The 19,297-nt window shown below is 42.1% G+C and carries 17 protein-coding genes; 3 read left to right on the top strand and 14 right to left on the bottom strand.

Annotated features, from left to right (window positions below):
- Nucleotides 1-26 precede the first annotated feature (26 nt).
- From amtB to Xets_RS09180, 5 genes are all read right to left on the bottom strand, one after another.
- A complete protein-coding gene (amtB, locus tag Xets_RS09160) occupies nucleotides 27-1,307 on the bottom strand; it encodes an ammonium transporter AmtB (protein ID WP_099132499.1) in 1,281 nt (426 codons plus the stop codon).
- 13 nt (nucleotides 1,308-1,320) lie between these two features.
- Nucleotides 1,321-1,659: a P-II family nitrogen regulator gene (gene glnK, locus Xets_RS09165; protein WP_047766799.1), complete on the bottom strand. Its 339-nt coding sequence runs from the start codon at nucleotides 1,657-1,659 to the stop codon at nucleotides 1,321-1,323.
- Nucleotides 1,660-1,827: 168 nt separating this feature from the next.
- Nucleotides 1,828-3,597 carry a SmdB family multidrug efflux ABC transporter permease/ATP-binding protein gene (locus tag Xets_RS09170; protein ID WP_187651484.1) on the bottom strand — a complete coding sequence of 590 codons (1,770 nt, stop codon included), beginning with the start codon at nucleotides 3,595-3,597 and terminating at the stop codon, nucleotides 1,828-1,830.
- The gene (locus tag Xets_RS09175) at nucleotides 3,590-5,338 is read right to left on the bottom strand and encodes a SmdA family multidrug ABC transporter permease/ATP-binding protein (RefSeq protein ID WP_187651485.1); all 1,749 of its coding nucleotides are present in this window, start codon (nucleotides 5,336-5,338) and stop codon (nucleotides 3,590-3,592) included. Before Xets_RS09175 ends, Xets_RS09170 begins: the two co-directional genes overlap by 8 nt.
- Nucleotides 5,339-5,395: 57 nt before the next feature.
- Entirely contained in the window at nucleotides 5,396-5,869 is a 474-nt protein-coding gene (locus tag Xets_RS09180) for an Lrp/AsnC family transcriptional regulator (RefSeq protein WP_099132496.1), read from the bottom strand.
- A gap of 122 nt (nucleotides 5,870-5,991) precedes the next feature.
- Between Xets_RS09180 and Xets_RS09185 the strand changes: the two genes are divergently transcribed.
- Together Xets_RS09185 and queC are read left to right on the top strand one after the other, a co-directional pair.
- Nucleotides 5,992-7,044 carry a PLP-dependent cysteine synthase family protein gene (locus tag Xets_RS09185; protein ID WP_187651486.1) on the top strand — a complete coding sequence of 351 codons (1,053 nt, stop codon included), beginning with the start codon at nucleotides 5,992-5,994 and terminating at the stop codon, nucleotides 7,042-7,044.
- Between the two features lie 32 nt (nucleotides 7,045-7,076).
- Nucleotides 7,077-7,775 (top strand): 7-cyano-7-deazaguanine synthase QueC, encoded by a 699-nt coding sequence (gene queC, locus Xets_RS09190; RefSeq protein ID WP_099132494.1) that lies wholly within the window; start codon nucleotides 7,077-7,079, stop codon nucleotides 7,773-7,775.
- A gap of 71 nt (nucleotides 7,776-7,846) precedes the next feature.
- On the opposite strand, the gene Xets_RS09195 is transcribed toward queC, so the two are convergent.
- The 9 genes from Xets_RS09195 to bolA form a co-directional block, all read right to left on the bottom strand.
- The gene (locus Xets_RS09195) at nucleotides 7,847-8,254 is read right to left on the bottom strand and encodes a thioesterase family protein (RefSeq protein WP_099132493.1); all 408 of its coding nucleotides are present in this window, start codon (nucleotides 8,252-8,254) and stop codon (nucleotides 7,847-7,849) included.
- Nucleotides 8,255-8,400: 146 nt separating this feature from the next.
- Nucleotides 8,401-8,784, bottom strand: a complete 384-nt coding sequence (locus Xets_RS09200) for a ComEA family DNA-binding protein (protein ID WP_099132492.1) — start codon at nucleotides 8,782-8,784, stop codon at nucleotides 8,401-8,403.
- A 163-nt stretch (nucleotides 8,785-8,947) separates the two neighbouring features.
- On the bottom strand, nucleotides 8,948-10,828 hold the full coding sequence (ppiD, locus tag Xets_RS09205; RefSeq protein WP_099132491.1) for a peptidylprolyl isomerase: 1,881 nt from the start codon (nucleotides 10,826-10,828) through the stop codon (nucleotides 8,948-8,950).
- Nucleotides 10,829-11,002: 174 nt separating this feature from the next.
- Nucleotides 11,003-11,287 carry a nucleoid-associated protein HU-beta gene (hupB, locus tag Xets_RS09210; protein WP_222941544.1) on the bottom strand — a complete coding sequence of 95 codons (285 nt, stop codon included), beginning with the start codon at nucleotides 11,285-11,287 and terminating at the stop codon, nucleotides 11,003-11,005.
- A gap of 234 nt (nucleotides 11,288-11,521) precedes the next feature.
- On the bottom strand, nucleotides 11,522-13,876 hold the full coding sequence (lon, locus tag Xets_RS09215) for an endopeptidase La (protein WP_099132489.1): 2,355 nt from the start codon (nucleotides 13,874-13,876) through the stop codon (nucleotides 11,522-11,524).
- Nucleotides 13,877-14,081: 205 nt separating this feature from the next.
- A complete protein-coding gene (clpX, locus tag Xets_RS09220; RefSeq protein WP_099132488.1) occupies nucleotides 14,082-15,353 on the bottom strand; it encodes an ATP-dependent protease ATP-binding subunit ClpX in 1,272 nt (423 codons plus the stop codon).
- A gap of 138 nt (nucleotides 15,354-15,491) precedes the next feature.
- Nucleotides 15,492-16,115 carry an ATP-dependent Clp endopeptidase proteolytic subunit ClpP gene (clpP, locus tag Xets_RS09225; protein ID WP_099132487.1) on the bottom strand — a complete coding sequence of 208 codons (624 nt, stop codon included), beginning with the start codon at nucleotides 16,113-16,115 and terminating at the stop codon, nucleotides 15,492-15,494.
- 270 nt (nucleotides 16,116-16,385) lie between these two features.
- Nucleotides 16,386-17,690: a trigger factor gene (gene tig, locus Xets_RS09230; RefSeq protein WP_099132486.1), complete on the bottom strand. Its 1,305-nt coding sequence runs from the start codon at nucleotides 17,688-17,690 to the stop codon at nucleotides 16,386-16,388.
- Nucleotides 17,691-18,084: 394 nt separating this feature from the next.
- Entirely contained in the window at nucleotides 18,085-18,408 is a 324-nt protein-coding gene (gene bolA / locus Xets_RS09235) for a transcriptional regulator BolA (RefSeq protein WP_099132485.1), read from the bottom strand.
- 261 nt (nucleotides 18,409-18,669) lie between these two features.
- Here bolA and Xets_RS09240 point away from each other — a divergent pair, with 261 nt between their 5' ends.
- Nucleotides 18,670-19,248 carry a lipoprotein gene (locus Xets_RS09240; RefSeq protein ID WP_099132484.1) on the top strand — a complete coding sequence of 193 codons (579 nt, stop codon included), beginning with the start codon at nucleotides 18,670-18,672 and terminating at the stop codon, nucleotides 19,246-19,248.
- The last annotated feature ends 49 nt before the right edge of the window (nucleotides 19,249-19,297 follow it).

The following is a 19,297-nucleotide window of genomic DNA, read 5'->3' on the forward strand; positions in this document are numbered from 1 at the left end:
ACCTATTTGCAAATAAATAAAAGTGCTCAGTTATAAGCGCTTTCACCATGTGAAGTAATATCAAGTCCTTCTCTTTCTGACTCAAGATTAATACGTAGCCCAACCAACTTATCAGCGATCTTAAATGAAATATAAGCCGCTATTGATGACCAAACTATACATACCAATATACTAATAGCCTGAATACCGAGCTGTCTTAGCATTGTCATTCCTTCAGCAAACCCTGTTCCACCTAAAGCGGATGCAGTAAAAATACTGGTCAACAAACAACCAATAATGCCGCATACTCCATGTACCCCAAATACATCACAAACATCATCAACACGTAACCATTTCTTCAGTATGACTACCCCCCATAAGCCAGCAATACCTGCAATCAACCCCATCACCAATGCACCACCGATACCAACTGTTGCAGCAGCTGGCGTAATAACCACTAAACCCGAAATACACCCGGAACATGCTCCTAAAAGCGAAGGTTTCTGGCGAAATAGCCACTCACAGAAAACCCATGACAACACTGCTCCCGCCGTTGCTGCCACCGTATTCACTAGAGCCAGCGCCGAAATAGCATTTACTTCACCAGCAGATCCCACATTAAAGCCAAACCATCCAATATAAAGGATCGCTGTTCCAATAAAAGTCATTGGTAGGTTATGAGGTTTAAATGCTTCCCGCCCAAAGCCTGAGCGCTTCCCAAGTAAGTAAGCACCAACCAAGCCTGCTGCTGCCGCATTAATATGAACAACAGTCCCGCCAGCAAAATCCAAAGCTCCATCCTGAGCAAGCCAGCCGCCACCCCATACCATATGCGCCATAGGGATATAAGATACTGTCAGCCATAACACACTAAAAATCAGCAATGCAGAAAAACGAATTCTTTCACATAACGCGCCCACCACCAAAGCAACAGTAATACATGCAAATGCACCTTGAAAAACGACATGAATTAACTGATAAAAATTACCAGTGAGATCAGTTATGGATATATTTTTTAACATAACCTGACCAAAACCACCCCAAAAAGAGTTGCCTATCTCAAAGGTCATGCTGTATCCATAAATAATCCAAAGCACACAAACCAATGAAAAACTGACAATCACCTGTGACATTAGTGACAACACATTTTTGCTGCGTAGTAATCCCCCATAAAATAGGGCAATGCCAGGTATTGTCATAAAAAGTACAAGTATCGTATTTATTAACATAAATACCGTGTCTGCTTTATTGAGATTACTTTCCGCAGCAATAGCAAGCGAAGGAAAACTGGCCGCAATACACACTATGGATAAAAATTTATTCTTCATTTTTGCCCCTCATTTACAGTGCTGCATCATTCGTTTCACCCGTCCTGATCCGGACGGCATGCTGCAATTCAAAGAGAAAGATTTTTCCATCCCCCATTTTTCCGGTGAAAGCAGTCTGCTGAACAACATGGATAATTTCTTCAACTCGTTCATCATTGGTAGCAATATCAATCTTAACTTTGGGCAAAAAATTAACGTTGTATTCAGCACCTCGATAAAGTTCGGAATGACCTTTTTGACGTCCAAATCCCTTTACTTCTGTTATAGTCATACCTTGTATACCTATATCAGCAAGCGCTTCCCGCACTTCCTCCAGCTTAAATGGTTTTATGATGATGGTAATAAGTTTCATATTTCCCCCGTTTTTCGCTACGTTAGTACAAGGGAATATTTGCAAGGGATATGCCAAAAGTTAAAAATGATGTGTAATCAGTTTGTTATCGAAAAACATCTCTAAAGAAGGGATAAAAAAGGGAACAGAGAATACATCTGCTCCCTATACGCTGCCTAAATATGCACACTAAACGTGCACTGATTCATTCAACGTCTCGCCAACTTGCTGGAGTTGGTACATTTGATAATAGCGTCCACGCTTTTCCAGTAGCTGTTGATGCTGACCTTGCTCAATAATTGCACCACGATGCAGCACCAATATGGAATCAGCCTCAATAATGGTTGAAAGACGATGAGCAATCACCACCAATGTTGTCTGTTTGCGGATCATTCTCAGAGCTCTCTGTACTGACTGCTCTGTCCCAGAGTCAATATTCGCGGTTGCCTCATCCAAAATAAGGATCTGTGGTGTTTGCACTAAAACTCTAGCCATTGCTAAAAGCTGTTTTTGGCCTGCTGAAAGTGTATTCCCTTGTTCTCCCAAAACGAAATTCAAACCATCTGGTAAATTACGAACAAAGTCAGCTAATTGAACTAATTCTAGTATTTCCCATATTTTCTCTTCACTGATATCCCGCCCTAGCGTGATATTGTTGAGGAATGACGCTGCCAAAACAACAGGATCTTGCTGCACCATTGCCACCCCATTACGCAGTACTGTGTGAGAAAGCGAAGATATGGAACGCCGGTCAAGATAGATCTCACCGTCTTGCCACGGATAGTACCCCATAATCAAATTAGCCAAAGTGCTTTTTCCACTCCCTGTATGCCCAACCAAAGCCACAAACCCATGTGGAGGAACATGCAGGTTAATATCACTTAAGACAAGTTTGTCACCACGATAAGCAAAGTTTAAGTTTTCAATATCAATTCTGCCACTTTCTAACGCCCGCAAATCATTGCCATATTGCTGTTGTGGACTATCCATCAATTCGAAAACGCGTTCTCCTGAAACCACCGCTTGCTGCAATACCGATTGCTGTGAAGTCAACTCAATCAGTGGCTCATTTAATCGCCCAAGATAGTTAATGAAGGCATACAGTACACCAACGCCAATAACCTCAGTACCTTTGATACCAAACAATAAGAGCAAACCACACAATATTGCGGCAGAAAAGAAACTCAATAATGGCCTTAATAAGATGCCATCTAACCGTAAAGCCTGCATACGAGCCTGATAATGAGCTCGGTTGGTAGCCAACATTTTCTCGCCAAAACGGGCTTGCTGACGAAACTGCTGAATCACACTCATTCCATTAATGGCTTCATTGAAACCATCATTAATGTCAGCCAGATAACCACGAACCCGCCTAACTATTGGGGTACTAAGACGCTGATAGATCAACATTACAAGCAAGACTGCCGGAAATATTACGATTGCAACACATGCCATACGCCAATTTAAAACAAACATGGCTATCAGCATGGCACCAATTAGTGCAACACAGCGAAATACCATTGGAATCACATTAACAAACAGATCCTTAATGACCTCAGTATCATTTGTTACACGGGATATCAGTTGTCCAACTGGTTGATTATCAAAAGCACTTAATGGCTGACGTAATGCTGAATCCATCACATCAGTACGAAGCTTCTGCACCACTCCCACAGATGCCTGATTAAAAAATAATGTTTGATAATAGTGTAAAGCGGCAGCAATAAGCTGCAAAATCAAGAATATTGCGGCCAGCCCACCGACAATATCGAGCGGTAAATTTCCCGTTGCAACCATATTGTCGATAAAATAGCTCACAAGCAGAGGTCCGCTTACCTCTGCCAATGCAGCAATCCACAACATCAATACAGCAATGAGCATCGGTTTGCGGTAATTTTTGCCGTAAGAAAGCAAGCGCTTTAATGACGGCCATAGCTTACCTATATGAGTTTTAGTCATTTTCTCCACCCAATGCAGCTTCTAGTTGTTGGTAATGGTACATATCGGAATACCAACCTAATTGGGTGATAAGCTGTTTATGCTGGCCGTGTTGTATAACCGAGCCATGTTGCATAACCAAAATATTATCTGCTTCCGTTAATGCCGACAGCCGATGCGCACTGATAATAACAGTGCGCTGTTGCCGCCATTGGCTAAGATTTTTCATAATCTGGTGTTCCGTGTGACCATCAACGGCTGATAGAGCATCATCAAGGATTAAAATCTCCGTCTCTAACAGCAAAGCTCTGGCAATGGATATACGCTGTTTTTGCCCCCCGGAAAGCATCACACCGCGTTCTCCCACTTCCGTTTGATAACCTTGAGGCAATCGCAAAATATCATCATGTACACTTGCTAAGCGAGCGACTTCTTCTATTTGCTCTTGGGTTGCATCGGGTCGTCCCAACGCAATATTACCTGCAACCGTATCCGAAAACAGGAAAGGAGTTTGGTTGACAATAGCCAAGCGTGAACGCCACTCTTCCATTCGAAGCGCAGAGATATTTTTTGACTGGAAAAGAATAGCTCCATCAGTTACATCAAACTGCCGTTGTAACAAAGCCAATAAAGTACTCTTCCCTGCCCCCGTTGATCCACAAAGCCCCAATAACTGACCAGGCTCTAGTTGGAAATGGATATTTTCCAAAACAGGTTTATCACTTTGAGGATAGGTAAATTTGTTGATATTTGCCTGCAAGCTCCCCCGTTCTGAAGACAAAGACAACACGCCATCTTCGGTTACCAGTGGTTCCTGCAACAAACTGCGGATGCGTGTATAAGCAGCACTTCCTCTCTCAACAATGTTGAACATCCATGCCAATGCCAACATAGGCCAGATCATCAATCCCAGATACATGACAAAACTGGTCAATTCACCAAGGGTCATGGAACCATTCACCACCATCCAACTCCCTCCACCGACAGCCAAAAGGTTTGCAACAGTAATAGCAATGAAAATGGTGGGGTCAAAACGCGCATCTACACGCGCAACATGCATATTCTTACGCCCAGCATCAATAGCAACTTCTTCAAACTGATTAGATTGAAGTTCTTCCAATCCAAACGCTTTTATCATACGGATACTAGTCAAACTTTCCTGCGCATGGTTATTCAGTACAGAAAATGCGCCTTGCGCAGATTTAAAACGATGATGAAGCTGATTCCCATAATGCTTAATCGCCAAGGCCATAATGGGCATCGGTGATAATGACAACAATGTTAATTGCCAACTGATCTCGACGCTCATTACAATTAGGACAGAACACCCCATAACTAAAGCATCAACCAAAGTAAGGACTCCCTCACCTGCGGCAAAAACAACTCTGTCAACATCATTTGTTGCGCGCGCCATGAGATCGCCTGTTCTATAACGTAAATAAAATTCAGGATTCTGACTACTCAAACGCTTGTAGAAGTCACCACGCAGCTTAACAGCTAGCCGATAAGAAGCACCGAACAACCATACACGCCAAACATATCGCAGACCATAGATTGCCAAAGCAATGAACAGCATTAACCCCAGCAACATTAATAGCTGGCGGAAGGTCATTGTTTTTGTGCTAATGCCATCAACGATAATCCCAACTAAGTGGGGAGGAATGAGTTGCAGCACCGCAATCAAAACGAGGAAAATGACAGCTCCCAGATAACACCGCCATTCACGAATAAAATACCAGCTTAATTGTGAAAATAATCTCACACACCTATTCCCAAGGTAAAAAATGAAAGAGTTAGCACCTACCGACCAAAGGGATCTTTATGATGTTACTGAATCTGGTATTGGCAGCGCCGTTGTATATTTGATCTTTTCCATAGCAAAGTTAGAGGTAACATCAATCAAACCAGAAACCCCATTTACCATACGTTTGTAGAAATGATCATAACTCTTCATATCAACAACTTCTATATGCATCAGGTAATCATATTCACCAGCCATGCGATAAAATGTTAAGACTTCTGGCATCTCTTTTATAAAGGTGACAAACTGTTCATACCATTCACTGCTATGTTGCTGGGTTTTAATCATCACTATCACTGTCAAACTCAGACCGAGTTTTTCCCCATTTAACAAGGCAACCCTGCCAACAACATAACCTTCATCTTCAAGTCGTTTAAGGCGCTTCCAGCAAGGTGTCGAAGTCAAATTAACGGCTTCAGCCAGTGCGTTCAAGGATAGACTACAATCCTGTTGGAGCAGTTCCAGTAGCTTACGGTCTATTTTATCTAACATATCTAAATCCTATAGAAATATTTCCCAAATATAACGGATATTCTCAGAAAAATAATAATCTATTTCTCCGAATGTAAGGGTAATCTATATACCACTACGGTATTATTATTTAGGGTCAATTTATGTCGTCTTTATGGGCTACAAATGCCATAAAAGCTATCCAAGCTGATTATCAACGCAGCGCTGATACACATCTCATTCGTCTTAACCTCCCAATATTTCCGAGTATTCACCTCTATCTCAAAGATGAGAGCACTCATCCTACTGGTAGCCTCAAACATCGACTTGCGCGTTCCCTGTTCCTTTATGCGCTCACTAATGGTTGGATCCAGGAAGGAACACCTATTATTGAAGCCTCATCCGGAAGTACTGCTGTTTCGGAAGCTTATTTTGCCCGCTTACTTGGTTTACCATTTATTGCAGTTATGCCTTCCTGTACTGCTAAGCGCAAAATTCAAGAGATTGAGTTCTATGGCGGTAAATGCCATTTTGTAGAGCATTCCGCCTTGATTTATCAAGAATCAGAGCGTCTGGCAAAAGAGCTTAATGGCCATTACATGGATCAGTTTACCTATGCCGAGCGAGCAACTGACTGGCGAGGAAACAATAATATTGCAGAAAGTATTTTCCGCCAGATGCAACTAGAGCCTTTTTCTGAACCAACTTACATCGTTATGAGTGCAGGAACAGGTGGCACATCTGCGACACTTGGTCGTTATATCCGCTATCAGGGATACAACACTAAACTCATTGTTGTCGATCCAGAGAACTCCGTCTTCTACGATTGCTACCATCAGAACCGCCACGATATTTGCGGAAGTACTGGCAGTAAAATAGAAGGAATTGGCCGCCCACGCGCAGAGCCTTCTTTTATTCCTACGGTTATCGATGACATGATCCAGGTTCCCGATACTGCCACGATTGCTACCATTTATTGGCTTGAAAAAATAATTGGCAGAAAAACCGGCGCATCAACAGGAACTAACGTCTGGGGAGCTTTACAACTCGCCAAGCAAATGCACGATAACAACCAACAAGGGGCAATTGTGACATTACTCTGTGATAGTGGAGAGCGCTACCTTGATACTTATTACAACCCAGAGTGGGTTCGAAATAATATCGGTGATATCACACAGTATCTAACACAACTACCCAAGTTAGATGGTTATAAGTAACATATCTCCTTCAATTTACAGAGGTAGGTATCATGAAACGAGCCGTTGTTGTATTCAGTGGTGGACAGGATTCCAGCACTTGTTTAATTCAGGCACTCCATCAATATGACGAAGTTCACTGTGTCACCTTTGATTATGGACAGCGTCATCATGCTGAAATTGATGTAGCGTGTCGTATAAGCAAAGAATTGGGTACTGCTGCCCACAAAGTACTTGATGTTACTTTATTGAACGAGCTCGCAATCAGTAGCCTGACAAGAGACAGCATTCCCGTACCCGATTTCAGTGAAAGTGAAAAAAGTGGTCTCCCAAGTACTTTTGTGCCTGGCCGTAATATATTATTTTTAACTCTGGCGGCAATTTATGCTTATCAGGTTGAAGCTGAAGTCGTTATTACTGGCGTTTGTGAAACAGATTTTTCGGGCTACCCAGATTGCCGTGATGAATTTGTCAAAGCACTCAATAAAGCAGTCAGCCTTGGTATCGCTCGTGATATTCGTTTCGAAACCCCTCTAATGTGGTTAAACAAAGCAGAAACTTGGGCATTGGCAGATTATTATCAAAAATTGGACTTTGTTCGCAATAAAACCCTTACGTGTTATAACGGTATTCAGGGTGATGGATGCGGTGAATGCGCTGCCTGCCATCTCAGGGCTCAGGGATTAAAGCATTATTTAAACAATGTCCAAGCCACGATGTTAGATATGAAATCCAAAACCCATCTTAGTTAATCAAAACGATCTCATTAACGTGATCTGTGAGAGGTTCGTGAAACCTCTCATTCCACATTTTTATTTTATCGTTATTCGGCATTGTTTTTATATGCTTCCATCCTTTCTCGTAATTCACCTTCTAAAACTAATGCTTTTTGAGTTTTAAAATCAATACAAGCAAATGTGGTTAAAGCATCTGCAATAATTTGATTATCACCTCTGCGTATAATTTCCTGAAAAAATGTACCGCTTTTGTTACGTAACTCTCGCATCGAAGATTTCACCTCCAGCTCATCTGTAATCACGGCTGGATGGCGATAATTAATATTGATATTCACCACAACAAAACCAATATTCTTACTATTTAACCATTCCAGCGTGTCATCTTCAGTAAGTAAATCCCAGCGAGCTGCTTCCATAAATTCCAAATAACGAGCATTGTTCACATGCTGGAAAAGATCAATATGGTAACCCCTGACTTTGATAATCGTGCTCATTGCTTTTTTTCCTTACACTCATCCGACCAGACAAGATGTAACAATAGCAAAACAATTTAATTCCAATAGTGTTTAATCAATTATTCTTGATCGATATCACAGCCCTCTTGATTAAATGACTGGCAATGCACAAGAGGGCATAACACTTAGTAAGTCAATTTATCTCGATTTTTCTCTATAAAAATCGGACCAATACCTTGTACTTCCTGTAATTGTTCTATTGCTGTAAAAGGACCATATTTTTCACGATACTCAATAATCGCCTGTGCTTTTTTAGCTCCAATCCCATTGAGTTCTTTCGCTAACTCTTCAGCATTTGCAGTATTAATATTAACAACATCTTTTCCCTGTAATTGCTGACCTGAAACTTGCTCTCCCCCTTCTTTCACCTTACTGTCTTCAACGGTGGTTTTAACAGGTTGTTTCACCATTTTATCAGTAGATTCATTAACGGTAGCTGCATAAGTTAATGGCATGCTGATACACAATGCCATCATGAATGAATTAAATAATATCCTTAAATATTTCATGTAAATCTCTCCATGTTTTATGGGTGTATGTTTTGTTGGTGAAAGAAAGATTGCCACAATAATATTTCTGGGCAACAGGCAAGGTTTAGATATGCGAAAGGCCACGAAAGTGGCCTTTTTCAATTACTATTTTGCAAAAACAGATGCGAGTAACTTCGCAATTTTATTCAAGTTGACCAAATTTAATATCCGCATCATCACGTAAATTCATTATTAATGACTCCAGCATGATATTACCGGTCTGATACTGATAACCCACCATATATTGTTTGAGCAAATCATCTGTAACAGATCCAGGAACGACTTGATCCAATTGGATAAGCACCGCGTTACCCAATTCATCTTGAGCTAATCCATATACAGGCTTACCCTCTTTAGGATGAGGTAAAGTGAATGCCACATCGGTAGCCTGATTGGTTTGTGGCAGATGTTTTATCACGGTAGGTTGCTCGAACTGAATTCCCGCGGTTTTCAATGCTTGCTCACCTTTGCCTTCTTTCAGGGCAGTCAGTAGTTTTTCACTTTCAATCTGAAGTTGTTTTTCTGCTTTCTGGCGTTTCACCAATTCAGTAACTTCAGGTTTAGCCTGTTCAAACGACTGGATTTTCTCAGGCTTAACATTGTCAACACGCAGAATAAAAGCTCTATCGCCTTCAACCGAAATGACATCAGAGTTAATTCCTGTTGCGCCTTTATCATCAATCAAATTGCCAGAGAAAATAGCCTGAACAACTTGGTTGAAATTAATATCAGTGGGAACCTGATCGCGATCAAACCAGTCCGTGGTCACAGCTTGATAACCCGCCGCTTTTTCTGCTGCTGCCAAAGACTCATTATCATTAGCTGCGGCATCACTTACTTTCCGCTGTAATGCATAGAAAGCATCAACTGCTTTTTCCTGCTTAACAATTTTTTCTATTTCCGAACGCACATCTGCCAACGGTTTGACTTCCTGAGGCTTAATATCATCTAAACGGAAAATGGCATATCCATTGGCTAATTTGACCACATCGGAAAATTGCCCTTTCTGTGTCAAATTCGCTGATTTTAGCTCATTAGGCAGAGAACTTTCTTCCATCCACCCCAAATCACCACCCTTTTGAGCAGAAAATTTGTCAGTCGATTTTTCTGACGCCAATTGACTAAAATCAGCTCCTTTTTTTAACTCATCCAAAACCGATTTAGCAGCAGAGTCTGAATCCAGTTGAATAAAGCTATACTTCTTCTGTTCAGGTTTAGTGTATTTTGCCAGGTTGTTTTTATAGTATTTTTCAACATCAACATCAGATACGGTGACATTTTTCAGTTCATTGGCAGCATCCATTTTGATGTAACTGACTTTCACTTTTTCCGGCACAGTGAAATGCTTACTATTTGCGTCATAGTATTTTTTCAGCTCTTCATCGGTAACTGTTTGCTTCTCTTCAATTGACTTCAATTCAAGAGTCGCAAAACGTACTGTCCTTTCTTGCAAAAGTAATGCCGCTTCCCGTTTTATTTCTGGCAGTAAGGCAATTTCCGCACCTATAACAACTTGCTTCAATTGACGATTAATCAGTTCCTGACGAACCTGTTCCGCAAAACTATCAGGGCTGATGTTTGAATGGGCAAGCCAGCTTAAGTACTCCTGATATTTGTTGTTATCAAATTGGCCGTCAGTCTGGAGAAACGGTAGATTACGCATCTCCTGCGCAACCTGATTATCGCTTGCCGATAAACCCAGCTTACGGGCATATTGTTCAATCAGAGTAGCATTGATAAGTCTCTCCAATGATTGGCGCCGAAGCTGTTGTAGCATCTGTTCATCGCTTAACAACGTTGAGAATTCATCTCCCAGCTTTTCCTGCTGAGCATTTTTTTCTTGTAAAAATGCCTGCTCTAGCTGAGCACGACTAATGGTTTGGCCATTCACTTTGGCAGCATAACTACCACTTTCGCTTGATAAGTAACCGGTTACACCCGTCACCAAAAAAGTCAGGATAATTAGAGCCAACACAATTTTGAGCACAGGACCGTTCGCCGCCGTGCGTAGGTTGTCCATCATAAAGACGTAAAACTCCGCTTTAGTGAAAAAGAAACTGTCATATTACGACAATTCAAACGCTAAGAGAAAAAAAGCGCACCAATCAATTGATGCGCTTATATTCTAGCCTATCAACACGCCCCAGTCAGTTGAAGTTTATGGCAATAACAAAAACTAGGGTCTGTTTCCTGCTCATTAGCCATTAACCGCGTCTTTTAACCCCTTCCCAGCTCGGAAAGCAGGTACTTTTGCTGCTGCGATCTTGATTTCCTTGCCTGTTTGAGGGTTGCGTCCTGTACGCGCAGCACGCTCACGTACAGTAAACGTACCGAACCCCACTAAAACGACATCATCACCGTTTTTCAATGCACCAGATACGGAAGAAATGAATGCATCTACTACACGTCCGGCTGCTGCCTTAGAAAGGTTGGCATCAGCAGCAATTTTGTCGATCAGTTGTGACTTATTCACTCTTATCATCCCCATTTTAGTATTACTATCGTAACGGAAACCGATTTACAACAGATAACACGACAGTTATGCCGTCATATCAATCCTTTTCCAGTATTAGCAAGAAATCATGGAACAGCAAAATTTTTAATCAGATAATTAGACTAATCTAACTTAATGACACAAAAAAAGGCTGGCAAGCCTGGATGTGCTCACCAACCTGAATTTTATACATAGTTCTTGAGTTAGCTCACTATTTTTGTACTATTTTAGTGATACCACTTCTGCGCCAAATGCGGGTTCCTGCAAAGCGATAGATAAAACATCTTCTATACGCTTAACGGGATGGATCTCCAGATCTTGGATCACATTCTGTGGGATCTCTTCCAGATCTCGTTTATTGTCATCTGGGATCAAAACCGTTTTAATTCCCCCACGATGCGCTGCCAGCAGTTTCTCTTTCAGGCCACCGATTGGCAGTACTAAACCACGCAGAGTAATTTCCCCTGTCATGGCTACGTCAGCACGAACTGGATTACCCGTCAGGCAAGAGACCAACGCGGTGCACATTGCAATCCCCGCACTTGGGCCATCTTTTGGCGTTGCTCCTTCCGGAACATGAACATGAATATCACGTTTTTCATGGAAATCAGAGCTGATACCCAACTTATCAGCACGGGCACGAACGACTGTCAATGCCGCCTGGATGGATTCCTGCATCACTTCACCCAATGAACCGGTATAAGTCAATTTACCTTTACCTGGTACACTGGCTGTTTCAATCGTCAGCAAATCACCACCCACTTCTGTCCATGCCAAGCCAGTTACCTGACCAACCCGATTTTCTGTATCAGCACGACCATAATCCACTTTTTGCACACCCAGATAATCTTTCAAGTTATCCGCATTAATTTCGATGTGCTTAAGTTTCTTATCCATCAGTAATGCTTTAACCGCTTTACGACACAATTTAGAGATTTCACGTTCCAAACTACGAACGCCGGCCTCACGCGTGTAGTAACGGATAATGCCAATAATTGCACCATCATCGATAGTCAATTCGTCTTTCTTCAGAGCGTTACGCTCGATCTGTTTTGGCAGCAGATGACGTTTGGCAATATTCAATTTTTCATCTTCGGTATAGCCCGATAGACGAATAACCTCCATACGATCCAGCAATGGAGCCGGAATATTCATAGAGTTAGATGTTGCCACGAACATGACATCGGAGAGATCGTAATCAACTTCAAGGTAATGATCGTTAAATGCTACATTTTGTTCAGGATCAAGCACTTCTAACAATGCTGAAGCTGGGTCGCCACGCATGTCGGATGACATTTTGTCGATTTCATCCAGCAAGAACAGTGGATTTTTAACCCCTACTTTGGACATTTTCTGGATTAATTTGCCCGGCATTGAGCCAATATAAGTACGACGATGTCCACGGATCTCCGCTTCATCGCGTACACCACCTAATGCCATACGCACATATTTACGCCCAGTTGCACGCGCGATAGAACGGCCCAATGAGGTTTTGCCCACACCAGGAGGCCCTACCAAACAAAGTATTGGCCCCTTAAGCTTGCTAACGCGGCTCTGTACCGCAAGATATTCAAGAATACGCTCTTTGACACGCTCCAAACCATAATGATCTGTATCCAGCACTTCCTGAGCTTTTACTAAATCTTTTTTTACCTTGCTACGTGAAACCCAAGGAACTTGCACCATCCAGTCAATGTAACTACGAACAACCGTTGCTTCAGCCGACATCGGAGACATCATTTTTAATTTCTGCAATTCAGCTTCGGCTTTCTCGTGAGCCTCTTTCGGCATTTTCGCGTCTTCGATCTTACGTTTCAGCGTCTCATATTCATCAGGTGCATCATCCATCTCACCCAATTCTTTCTGAATCGCTTTCATTTGCTCATTCAGGTAGTACTCGCGCTGGCTTTTTTCCATCTGTTTTTTAACGCGATTACGGATACGTTTTTCTACCTGTAACAGATCGATTTCTGATTCCATCATTGCTATCAGATATTCAATGCGTTCAACAACATTAGACATTTCTAAAACCGTCTGTTTGTCATTGATTTTCAAAGGCATATGTGCAGCGATGGTATCTGCTAATTTTGCCGCATCTTCAATACTGTGCAACGATGTCAATACTTCTGGCGGGATCTTTTTATTCAGTTTGACGTAACCTTCAAACTGGTTAATAACCGTTCTTACCAGAACTTCTTGCTCACGTTCATCAACGTCAGGAGATTCAGAGTATTCAACTTGTGCATAGAAATACTCGCCATTATCCGTCAACGTGGTAATGCGAGCACGCTGCAAGCCTTCAACCAGAACTTTTACTGTGCCATCTGGCAACTTTAACATCTGTAAAACAGAAGCCACTGTACCTACGGAGAAAAGATCATTGACTCCCGGCTCATCAGTAGATGCTTCTTTTTGCGCGACCAACATGACTTGTTTGTCATGCTCCATTGCTGCTTCCAGGCAATGAATCGACTTCTCACGCCCAACAAACAGAGGGATCACCATATGTGGGTAAACCACTACATCGCGCAAAGGCAATACAGGGATTTCTATGCGTTCAGAACGCTCAGGATTCATAGAGCTCTCTCTTCGTTTAGCTTTCGCCAGTTTTAGGAATCTCGTGAAACACGGTTTTCACGAGTTTCACTTCAAAGAATATAAAATATATGGGGACAGGAATCTGACATTCAATAGCCTATACCGGCAAAAAACAAAATGAGGGAGTATCCCTCATTTGTTTTTTCAATGCATATTGATAATCGGTGCTTCCTACTCCATTTCTTCACTCACCAGAAACTTGGGCATCCGGCTTGCTATATATCAATAATGGTGCGGAATTATCTTCAACAACCGTTTCATCAACGACAACTTTCTCTACGTGTTCCATCGATGGCAGATCGTACATTGTATCCAGTAAAACGTCCTCAACAATTGAACGAAGACCACGAGCACCCGTTTTACGTGCCATTGCTTTTTTCGCTATGGCAGTCAATGCTTCTTTTCTGAACTCCAGTTCAACACCCTCAAGGTTAAACAGGGCTTGATACTGTTTGGTCAGCGCATTTTTCGGTTCCTGTAGGATCTGGATCAGTGCTTCTTCATTAAGTTCGGTCAGCGTTGCCACGACTGGCAGACGGCCAATGAATTCGGGAATTAGCCCAAATTTAATCAAATCTTCCGGTTCAACCTCAGACAGCAATTCACCTTCTGTGGCTTTCTCTGATTCACCCCTAACTGTAGCACTAAAACCAATACCTGAACTGATATTCAAACGCTGGCTGACAACTTTATCCAAACCGGCAAATGCACCACCGCAGATAAACAGAATTTTGGAAGTATCAACTTGCAAGAATTCCTGCTGTGGATGCTTACGACCACCTTGAGGAGGAACCGCTGCCACAGTGCCTTCAATCAGTTTCAACAGGGCCTGCTGAACCCCTTCTCCTGACACATCGCGAGTAATTGATGGATTATCAGACTTACGGGAAATTTTATCAATTTCATCAATATACACGATACCACGTTGTGCTTTCTGCACATCGTAGTCACATTTTTGCAGAAGTTTTTGGATAATATTTTCTACATCTTCCCCAACATAACCCGCTTCGGTTAATGTCGTGGCGTCAGCCATAGTAAACGGAACGTCTAAATAGCGAGCTAATGTCTCTGCCAACAACGTCTTACCGCTACCTGTCGGGCCAATCAACAGAATATTACTTTTGCCGAGTTCCACACCGTTAGTGGAATCACCATTACGCAATCTCTTGTAATGGTTATAAACCGCAACTGCTAACACTTTTTTCGCTGTTTCCTGGCCGATAACATAATCATCCAGATGTTGTCGAATTTCATGAGGAGTAGGCAACGCGCTTCGCTCACGATGTGGTACCAGTTCTTTAATTTCTTCGCGAATGATATCGTTACACAAATCGACACATTCATCGCAGATATACACTGACGGGCCGGCTATTAATTTCCGTACTTCATGTTGGCTTTTCCCGCAGAAAGAGCAATACAGCAGCTTTCCTGAACCGTCTTTGCGCTTATCTGTCATCAGTCAACCTCACTTTATGAACTGTTATCCCAGTTTGTCCGGCATAACAGAAAAAACGCTATTACTCCGCTTAGATTGGCGTCAACATCAAACTTAGAGAAAAGGCCAGCATCGGAGTAATAAAGTAATTATTAATAATTAGCTGCGCTGGGTGAATATACTATCAACCAACCCGTATTCTACGGATTCTTCAGCTGACAAGAAACGATCGCGTTCTGTATCCTTAACGATCTTCTCAAGTGGCTGTCCAGTATGTTGCGCCATCAATTCGTTCATACGCGCTTTAACCTTGAGGATTTCCTGCGCATGGATCTCAATATCAGTCGCCTGTCCCTGGAAACCGCCTAATGGCTGGTGAATCATAACTCTGGAATTTGGCAGACAGAAACGCTTCCCTTCTGCTCCAGCAGTCAGCAGGAATGCTCCCATTGAACAGGCCTGCCCCATACAAATAGTACTCACATCTGGTTTGATAAACTGCATCGTGTCATAAATAGACATGCCTGCCGTAATAACTCCACCAGGTGAGTTGATATATAAATGAATATCTTTTTCTGGGTTTTCTGCTTCCAAGAATAGCATTTGGGCAACGATCAAGTTCGCCATATGATCTTCAACAGGCCCAGTCAGAAAAATAATACGATCCTTTAATAAGCGGGAGAAGATATCAAATGCTCGCTCGCCACGTGCTGTTTGTTCAACCACCATCGGCACCAAAGACATGTTAGGTGCATATTGATCTTGCTTGCCACTGTATGACATTTCCGTCTCCTAATAGAACTCACGCTGGTGCCATTCATAACTGATTCTACTTGAGATAAGCGATGATGACCATGATCCAAAGTTAACTAACAAGGGGCTTTTCCCCTCTAAAAAGTAGTAAGCTCTTACATAATAGTAAGAAAGGATATGAGGTTAAATCTGTTTTTTTCAAGAACAATAAAAAAACCCGCAAGCACAGCCTGCGGGTTTACTTCGGTTCACTTCATTGAAAGTGAGGTTTCATCATCTCAGGCAATCAATAAATGAAACTTATGCCAATTGATTTTGATTCATAAGTTCATTGAAGCCAGTTTCTTTTTCAGAAACTTTCGCTTTGCTCAGAACAAGTTCAACAGCCTGCTCTTCCAGAGCAATGTTGCGAATGTTGTTCATCATTTCTTTATTTTTGCTGTAGTACTCAACAACTTCTTTTGGATCTTCATAAGCTGCAGCCATCTCTTCGATCAACGCAGTAACGCGATCTTCTTCGACTTTCAGCTCATTGCTGCTGATAACTTCGCCTAACAGCAAGCCAACAACAACGCGGCGTTTAGCCTGCTCTTCAAACAGTTCACGTGGCAGTTCCAGCGCTTGTGTTTCGCTACCGCCAAAACGCTGAGCAGCCTGACGACGCAGTACATCAATTTCACCATCAACAACAGCCGCAGGAACTTCAATTTCGTTAGCCTTAACCAGACCGTTCAGAATCTGAGTTTTGATGTTGTTGCGAACAGCATTTTTCAGTTCACGTTCCATATTCTTGCGAACTTCGGCACGCAAACCGTCAACAGTACTATCAGCAATACCAAAACGCTTGATGAACTCTTCAGTCAGCTCTGGCAGTTCACGCTGTTCAACTTTTTTCAAGTTGATCACGAACTTCGCCGCTTTACCTTTCAGGTTTTCTGCATGGTAATCTTCTGGGAAAGTCACATCGATAGTAAATTCTTCGCCTGCTTTGTGACCAACGATACCATCTTCAAAACCTGGGATCATACGGCCCTGGCCCATTGCCAGAACGAAATCAGTTGATTTACCGCCTTCGAATTCTTCACCATCAATGGAGCCAGTGAAATCAACAGTTACACGATCTTCCGCAGCCGCTGCTTCAGCGGTTTCTTTCCAATCTGCCTGCTGTTTACGCAGTGTGTCCAGCATGTTGTCAACGTCTGCATCTTTTACTTCAACAACAGGTTTTTCAACTTCGATTTCTTCCAGACCTTTCAGTTCAATTTCTGGATAAACTTCAAATTCAACTGCGTAAGTGAAGTCTTCACCTTCTTTAAACTGTTCAGGTTTGTAGCTTGGTGCGCCTGCTGGATTGACTTTCTGCTCAATGATCGCATTGATGAAATTGCGCTGCATCAGATCACCCAGAACATCCTGAAGAACAGAAGCGCCATAACGCTGCTTAACGATCTTCATTGGCACTTTGCCCTTACGAAAGCCGTCGATACGGACTTTCTTTGCTACATTAACCAGTTCACTGTCAACTGCTTTTTCGATATCGGCAGCAGGAACGGTGATTGACACACGACGCCCAAGGCCTTGAGTGGTTTCAACAGAAACTTGCATCTTGTTACCTCAAAAAAATCATAGTGCTCGGTCAACTTCAGAATGGCTGCAAGGCTTAAAACAAGCTGATTGCAGTATTCTTTAAGAACCGGGGCGGTCGCATTTAAAAACCGAGAATCCCTGTGATCAGAAGCGTCCCGAAACCATTCTAAAAATTTAGACGCAACATTATAGCGGCGCAGACAGTATGAGTCGAGAATTGCAAACAAAAGCATGCATGATTCGTTGACTTATGTGATAAACGTTGCTCAATGACTACGTCACAATATTGTTTATGATGATACTGTTTATGCAATATGCATATAAACAAAAATACAGCCCGAAGGCTGCTGGCTAAAATTAAATCCAGATTAATAAAATAGAGACAAACAAGCTATGAGATTAACTCGAAAAATCACAAGATTGATGTCGTTGTACTTCCACCGCGACATGCCGGAGAGGCCAGAACAGTGTCTGCTAGTTCTGTCCACTCCTTCTCCGTATAAGTATGCAGTGCCAAAGCATGTACACCTTCCTCTAATTCTTTAGCCAAGACGCTATATACTGAGCGGTGACGACTAAGCATTCTTTGTTCAACAAATTCATTGCTTATGATAACAATTTTAAAATGGCTTTCAGAACCCGCTGGCACATTGTGACGATAACTTTCATCGGTCACTTCCAGATGAGAAGGCTTAAATGCCGCCTGTAACTTTGTTTCTATTTCTTGACGAACCATCCCATTCTCCTAAATCACCAAAGGTTATTTATCAACCACGTCATTGATTTTAGATTATTTCCCGTGATTTATAACATCGGGGTAACCAAATATCCTTCACAGAATTTACGTCAGGTATTTCCCTCGATATTTCAAATCATGTTTCAATCATCAGGGATATGCCGCTACCCATGGCGATGCTATGATTACGGCGGTTTAAACTACGGTTTAAATTATCAGTATTAATATTGAGTATCCGAATCTTGAATTGAGAAAACCTACATGCTAAAGAAAATATTTATTCCATTGATTACGCTTTTCTTTTTATCTGGCTGTGCAGACTCAGGTAACACATTAGCCATTCAGCCTAAAATTACCCTACCACCAACAGATCCAACCATGAAAGCGATCACAGTCAGTATTAGTGGGGTCGACCAGCGTCAATCTCAAGCCCTGGCCCAAATTAATCGTAATGCGCGATTAGTTACCTTGGTTCCTTCCCGTGATTTACGCTTTTTACTACAAGAAGCACTGGAAAAACAAATGGTGGCTCGCGGCTATATGATTGGCTCTCCCGCCAATGCCAATTTGCAGGTCGTTGTAAATCAACTCTACGCCAATGTGAAAGAAGGCAGTCTTCGTCATGATATTTCAGCCAAAGCTGAAATCTCTATCATTGCTTATGCTCAAGACGGTAGTAAACAAATCAAAAATTATCGTACCAGCTACAATGCTCAGGGACCATTGGCAGCAACAAACACAAAAATTGCTGATGCAGTCAATACTGTCTTATCTGATGTGATCGCAGACATGGCTCAGGATGCGTCAATCAGCACCTTTATCAAACAAAACGTCCACTAACAGGATAATGAACAAACTTTCTGCCTAATTCTGACAAAATTAGATAATA

This window comes from Xenorhabdus sp. TS4, from assembly GCF_014467265.1.
Classification (GTDB): Bacteria; Pseudomonadota; Gammaproteobacteria; order Enterobacterales; family Enterobacteriaceae; genus Xenorhabdus; species Xenorhabdus ehlersii.